The sequence below is a fragment of the Streptomyces sp. NPDC003042 genome (assembly GCF_053591315.1).
In genome coordinates this window covers 1-5,773 of record NZ_JBSFTP010000153.1, presented here as the reverse complement: position 1 = coordinate 5,773, position 5,773 = coordinate 1, and the positions used below count along the sequence as shown (strand labels likewise).

8 protein-coding genes and 1 pseudogene are annotated in these 5,773 nt (G+C 68.1%); 6 read left to right on the top strand and 3 right to left on the bottom strand.

What is annotated here, in order from left to right:
• Positions 1-118: 118 nt before the first annotated feature.
• Positions 119-310, bottom strand: coding sequence for a hypothetical protein (locus tag ACWDYJ_RS35740; protein ID WP_451569771.1), 192 nt, complete (start codon positions 308-310; stop codon positions 119-121).
• A 1,221-nt stretch (positions 311-1,531) separates the two neighbouring features.
• Here ACWDYJ_RS35740 and ACWDYJ_RS35735 point away from each other — a divergent pair.
• The 5 genes and pseudogenes from ACWDYJ_RS35735 to ACWDYJ_RS35715 form a co-directional block, all read left to right on the top strand.
• Entirely contained in the window at positions 1,532-2,095 is a 564-nt protein-coding gene (locus ACWDYJ_RS35735; RefSeq protein ID WP_451569770.1) for a septum formation family protein, read from the top strand.
• Positions 2,096-2,465: 370 nt separating this feature from the next.
• Positions 2,466-2,594: a hypothetical protein gene (locus ACWDYJ_RS35730; RefSeq protein WP_451569769.1), complete on the top strand. Its 129-nt coding sequence runs from the start codon at positions 2,466-2,468 to the stop codon at positions 2,592-2,594.
• A 117-nt stretch (positions 2,595-2,711) separates the two neighbouring features.
• Complete coding sequence (locus tag ACWDYJ_RS35725) at positions 2,712-3,446, top strand: hypothetical protein (protein ID WP_451569774.1); 735 nt, start codon at positions 2,712-2,714, stop codon at positions 3,444-3,446.
• Positions 3,332-3,745: a YxiG-like protein gene (locus tag ACWDYJ_RS35720; protein WP_451569773.1), complete on the top strand. Its 414-nt coding sequence runs from the start codon at positions 3,332-3,334 to the stop codon at positions 3,743-3,745. Before ACWDYJ_RS35725 ends, ACWDYJ_RS35720 begins: the two co-directional genes overlap by 115 nt.
• Before the next feature lie 126 nt (positions 3,746-3,871).
• Positions 3,872-4,012, top strand: a pseudogene (locus ACWDYJ_RS35715) (IS256 family transposase); the annotation flags it as partial.
• Positions 4,013-4,149: 137 nt separating this feature from the next.
• Here the strand turns inward: ACWDYJ_RS35715 and ACWDYJ_RS35710 are convergent.
• Together ACWDYJ_RS35710 and ACWDYJ_RS35705 are read right to left on the bottom strand one after the other, a co-directional pair.
• Positions 4,150-4,515 (bottom strand): transposase, encoded by a 366-nt coding sequence (locus ACWDYJ_RS35710; RefSeq protein ID WP_451569772.1) that lies wholly within the window; start codon positions 4,513-4,515, stop codon positions 4,150-4,152.
• Between the two features lie 379 nt (positions 4,516-4,894).
• On the bottom strand, positions 4,895-5,314 hold the full coding sequence (locus ACWDYJ_RS35705; protein ID WP_451569768.1) for a transposase: 420 nt from the start codon (positions 5,312-5,314) through the stop codon (positions 4,895-4,897).
• 248 nt (positions 5,315-5,562) lie between these two features.
• Between ACWDYJ_RS35705 and ACWDYJ_RS35700 the strand changes: the two genes are divergently transcribed.
• The coding region (locus tag ACWDYJ_RS35700) for a hypothetical protein (protein WP_451569767.1) at positions 5,563-5,773 on the top strand (211 nt) is incomplete at its 3' end.

The following is a 5,773-nucleotide window of genomic DNA, read 5'->3' as shown; positions in this document are numbered from 1 at the left end:
GCTGTGGCCGCATAGAGCACGCGCCGGTCATCTTCCTCATCCATCGCCACACGAAGGCGTTGGCCATCCGCCAAAATCAAAGTCCACAAATCCGGGCGCTGCTCCAGCGTCGCCGCAACTACACATAATGGGCGGCTCCGGCGTAGGACATGCCGAGCGCCACGGTGAGCTGTTTGATGTCGAGTTGGTCGGCGAGGGTCAGCAGCCGAGTGGGCCGCAGGATCCTCGGCAGCAAGCCGACCGGGGCCAGGCTATCTCGGATGTGTGCGGCGCCGGCCGGGCCGGTGGTGATGGTCGTCAGCCGCGTCACCAGCAGATGAGGGTTGTCCGTACGCAGCGCAGCCCGGTGTCTGAGGCAGCGTTCGAGCGGCTCCACGTCGCCGTGTCGATGTCGATATCGATCGAGCGCCCTGGAAAGCGCCCTGCACGGCGGGCCATGCTGATCTGACCGAGCGTAAGAAGGCGGAGTTCGCTCGTGGTCGCGGCGTGAAGAAGCGCAGCCAGCCCGATGAACGCCTCATGAGGGTGTGTGTCCAGGCAGGTGCTCCAGCGCCGGTACAGGGGTCGCTGCTGCGTCAGGGTGAGCGTGGCGCCCCGAAAGCCTCGAGGCTGTGGGGCCCCCAGAATTGCGGCAGGGTTGTGAAGGACCGCGCTGGTGCGGTGCGCGTGGGAGAAGAGCTGGCGTAGTCCCGCAAGCCATGAGGCTCTACGGGCCGGATGACCCGGCCCTGCGTACCCTCGAAGCCATAGGGCGAGCGGACCACGCCGAGCCGGCTTCCTCGCAGATCGCCTTGCACCCCAATGTAGGTAAGTACTTGTAGTACCTACGCGCGGGTTGAGCTCAAGAGGGTGCCGAGCTTCAGGCAGCTCGGCACGCAGCGCTGGAGCCGCTCGCCGAGGTCCTGGCGGAGCGGCTGCGGCTGGAGAAGGCGCTTGCCGAGATCGAGCCCGCCTACGCGAAGGCGTACGTCACCGCGGAGGCTGGGGGGATGGTCGGTGGAGGAGCTGTCGTCGCTCGGTGCTGGTGAGCCCGCAAAGCGACCCCGCTGGAAGCCGAGGGCCAGCGGCAGGGCGCCATCGTCGGCCGGGCCAGCGCCCGCCGAAATTCCGGGACAGGCTCCCGTGGGCCTCAACGCCTGATTCCGACCGGCATCCGTACCATGGCATGCGTGGCCGCGGCCGACGGCGGGCGATCGGGGCGGCGAAAAACATCCCGTTCGGCGCCCGGCAGCCAAGCCGCTGCACGTACCGAGCGAGGCAGAGCGCTGACCGGGCCGGCGGCTGGAGCGGCTATCGACTTCGCCACCCGCACCAAGCGGGTGTCCGTGCCCGCCAGAGACCACCCGCAGCACGTCCGGCCAGGACGCGTCTCGGCCGGTTCGAGCGGCCCCCGCCGCCGGTAGAGCGTAGCGTGGAAAGCAGTACAGCTCCATCGGCGGGCACGCGTCGGCGCCGTCCGGCCTGTGCCCCCCCGCCCGAAGGCATCCGAGAGGGATGGCGTCCCACGCTGTGTGCAAGGAGAGCTGCGCGCATGTCCAGAATCCCGAAACCACCGCAACCATCGTCGTCCGCCCCTGTGCGCCACCGAGGGCGGACGGGCAAGGGCCTTTCCGTTTCGCCCATTGCCGTCCACACGGCAGCGCTCGTGTGCGTGCTGTCCCTCGGGCTCTTCGGAGTGCCGGCCTACGGGGTCTCCGGCCCGGCCTCCACCGACGTGGACGACATCAAGGTGGGCGACTGCTTCAACTCCAACGACGATCTGAAGGATTATCAGGGTGAAGATGCCGAGGCGCCCTTGACCGTGGACGTCGTGCCCTGTGACCAGCCCCACCAGTCGGAGGCATACGCCGTCTTCAACCTGGAAGACGGGCCGTACCCGGGTGAGAAGAAGATCGCCTCGATCGCTAAGGAAAAGTGCAGCGGCAAGGCGCTCACCGACTACGTGGGCGCGAATGCGAAGCTCCCGGAGACGCTGACGATCTACCACTACTATCCGCAGTCCGGCAATTGGGTGCTCGACGACCGCGCGATCACCTGCTTCCTTGCCGATACCAACGGCAAGAGCACCGGCTCGTTCCGCGCCACCGGCTCCTGAGCCTGCCCCGGCCGGGCCGGCGATTCGGGGTGCAGGCGGTGGTCCCCGTTCCGGCGGTCTCAGGACGCGTCCCTTCCGCACGGTCCCCGTCCGCTGCGGCCGTCCCCGAAACCGACCCCGCCGGTCCCCGCTCGCTCATCAGCAGGACGAGCACGGGCGCCCGGGCCAAATCGGGGCCGGACCAGGAAGAGACGGCGCGATCGACTGCGAGCGCGCATCTGACGCACGGGCAGGTCATCGGACCTGAAACAGGTCCAGGCCGGGCTCGCGGTGTCCGCCGACGGTGGTATCCCCGTCCACTCCCGGCTCTTCGACGGCGCCGCGGCCGAGGTCAGCCAGGTCGTCGGAGCGATGAAAGACCCTTCGGGCGATGGCCGCCACCAACACGTTTTTGATGGTCGCCGACTCCAAGCTGGTGCCCTACTCCAACATTACCGCTCTGCTTCAGGCCGGGGTGGAGTTCATCGCGCCCGTCCAAGGCAGCGCAGATCAAGTATGAGGTCTACGCGGCCCTGGATCCCCAGCAGGCCCAGGCCGTCGACTGGGTTCCCGAGCGGACGAGAGGAAGCCGGAGACGGAACGGGAGGCATACCGGGTCCTGGAGGGCACCCACACCTTGGCCGACCGCCGCAAAAGCGACCCGCCGCTGACGGTGCGCCGGATCCTGGTCCATTTCACCGCCGTCGCGGCCGGCCAGCAGGCGGCCCGGGCCAAACGACTGGCCAAGGCCGCCGACGACCTCGAGAAGCTCGCCGGTGCGGCAGGCGGACGGCACTACAAGACCCGGGAGAAGATCGTCGCCCGGATCGGCGTCGTCACGGCCAAGCGCCGCGTCACCTCCTCCCTGCGCTGGCACATCACCGCCGACGAGCACGGCACCCCCGGCCTCACCTGGCACTTCGACCAGGACGTGCTGAAGGCCGAGCAGCCGTCGACGGGCCGGGAGAATCGGGGCGCCAGCCAGCCCGCCGGCCCTGTGCCCAACCGCGCAGCGACCGTCGGCGAGGCCGACGGACCACGCGCCGGGCTGACTGCACTCGAAGCACAGCGCTTGCGGGCGCAGTGCGCGCGGCGCATCGACATCGGGCGTCCGGCGGCGTTCCGGGCGGCCGCGCCGCCACAGCCGAAACGCCGAAGCCCATGTCACTGGCGATGCACGGGCTATGGGGTAGAACGGTTCGTATGGACGCTGCGGTGCTTCAGCAGATGCTGGACGAGGTTGAAGACAATGCCGTCGTGCACCACGGATACACCAGCTACATGCGTGACTACGAGATCATCGTCTACGTCGGGGTGGATCCCCAGAGCAACGAGCCCGCCCACCTGCGGTACCTCTTCCGGTACTGCGTAGACGCCCGATGCGTGACGTCAGTCGCGGCTCCGACCTGGAGGATGTCTCTGGACGACCGGCTCATCGACTACGAGACCGGCGTAGATCTCGACGGATTCGTCTGGGGCGTGAAGTGGGCCAATCTGACGTGCTCGCAGGTTCTTCTCGAGTCCGAGGCCGCCGGACAGTGGTCGCGAGCCGTCGGGATCGACTTCCACGAAGTGCTCGTCGACACCAACGCCCACTCCCTCACCCTCATCTTCTCTGACCTGCGGGTCAGCGAAGTTCCGATCGGGTACGCCCCCTTCGTCACGGACTGAGTGGGCCTACGTGTCGGCCCCCGCAGAGCTCGTAACACGATCATGATCGGTGTTTGTTGAGGCGTCGCCAGCAGATGAGGGACTGTAAACCGAACGGTGTGACTCCCGATCATGGAAGATGCATCGATGACCAGCAAGAACGTGACCGAGGACGAGTCCGTCGAGCCGACTGAGCAGACGTCGTCGAAGTCTGTGGACGACCGGCTGATTGACGAGCTGGTGGCCCGAGCTCAGGCCGACGGCCTGCAGCTGACCGGCGAGGGCGGGTGTCGGCGTACTCGTTGAAGTGCTCAGCCCGGTACGGATGAACGGACTCTGTCGCTGATCTTGTGATCGGCTGGTGGTCAGGTTCTGAGGAGGATCCGGGTTCGGAGGAGGTCGAGTTTGGCTGGGCCGTATCCGGCTCACTTGATCAGCTTGACTCTGGTGACCTGGCCTTCGACTTGGCCTGAGCTCCAGGTTGAGGAGAGGCCGGCAACGACGGCGTCCTGGTCGTGGAGGAGTCCTCGGGCGAACTGCTGTAGCGATGGCAGGTCGCTGTTGTGGACGTGCTCGATCCAGTCGAAGACGTCTTGCCCGCGGCGGTCGTGCATGAGGGTGGCGAAGGTTCGGACGCGCTCGACGGCTGCATCGAGTTCGGGGCAGGCGGCCCGGACCGCCTTGAGGCCGAGGACTTCATGTGGCCGGAGCCGGTCGGGGTGCGTCATCACCCAGCGAAGTGCCCGCCGCGGTTGGGCAGGGCAGGTGTGGGAGGGGCGGGCGGTCTGGATGCCCTGCTTCAGCTGGCGGATGTATCGGTTGACGCCAGCGCGTTCGCCGCGAAAGCCCTGGTCACGGACTTCTCGGAAGAGCTGGCTGGCGTTGCGGCAGCCTTGGGTGAAGCGTTCGTAGAGGTAGGGCTTGTAGTCGTCCAGCAGGGTGCGGCGCTGGGTGACCTTGACCAGCAGCGTGTCGACGTCCGGGGTTTGGGCGTATCGGCGGACGGCGTAGTAGTCCAGGTCGAGGTCCCGGCTGATCCCGCGGAGGGACCGGCCTTGGGCGAGGAGTTCGTGGACGCGGCGGTGTCGTTCGCGGATCCGCCCGACGATCCGGCGGGGTCGGCCGCGGACGTCAAGTGTTCCGTCCGGTGGTGCGACGGGAGCCTCCTCGTCAGACTGCCTGGCCGCTTCGTGGCCGGCGCGGATGCAGGCGTAGTGGCTGGTGACGGTCCTCTCGACGGCTTTGGCGAGGTTTATTCCAGAGGTGCCATACGTCTGCGATCTGGACCGCTTGAGGGGCGGCTGCCCTGGCTGCCTCGGCGTAGGCGGAGGCCCTGTCGCGGCAGATGATCTCGACTTCCGGATGGTCTTCGAGCCACCGGGCGACCGTTGCCGCTTCCCGCCCAGGCAGGACGGCACGTACCTGCTCCGCGTCGGCGGCCTCCACCACCGCCCGCGACCACTCACCCGGGCCGGCATCCGCCGGCGGGACCAGGCCCGAACCGGTAGCCCACCGCCAGGCCGCCACCGGAACCCACAGCCGGGACGCAGCCGCGTACTCGTCGTACTCCTCACGCACCGAACGCGTCATGAAACGCACCCCAATCGCACATCGACTGGCCCGACCACCGAGCCGTGCCCGAAAGATGGCGGTATGCCTAGAAAGTTATCAAATCGCCCATTTTCACCGGCAGTTGGGGGGCGCACCGCACAAGCCGCCTACGCGTACGCGAGGGCCAAATTCACTCCGACGGGGGACGTCGGCGGGGCCCGCAGGCCCCGCCGACCGGCTAGGCGCGCGGCCGGCCGCCCCGGCCCCGGCGGAGCGTCACAAGCGCCTTGACGGCCTCCAACAGGCCGCCCGTCACCTCGGACCACTCCGGCGCCCAATGGGCCATCAACGCTTCCGCCACCACCGGGGCGAGGGCGGTCGGCCTCGCGGGAGGCGAGCCAGATCTGGGTGTACGGGCCGAGGCGGAGCAGGGTGAAGCCGTATCCGTCGGGCTGGCGTGCTTCGACGTGGACGCCGGAGTGGGCCGGGGCCATGCCG

Coding starts and splice junctions, on each gene's coding strand:
- ACWDYJ_RS35705 (WP_451569768.1), bottom strand. CDS start 5,314: ATGACGCGTTCGGTGCGTGAGGAGTACGACGAGTACGCGGCTGCGTCC.
- ACWDYJ_RS35735 (WP_451569770.1), top strand. CDS start 1,532: ATGTCCAGAATCCCGAAACCACCGCAACCATCGTCGTCCGCCCCTGTG.
- ACWDYJ_RS35730 (WP_451569769.1), top strand. CDS start 2,466: ATGGCCGCCACCAACACGTTTTTGATGGTCGCCGACTCCAAGCTGGTG.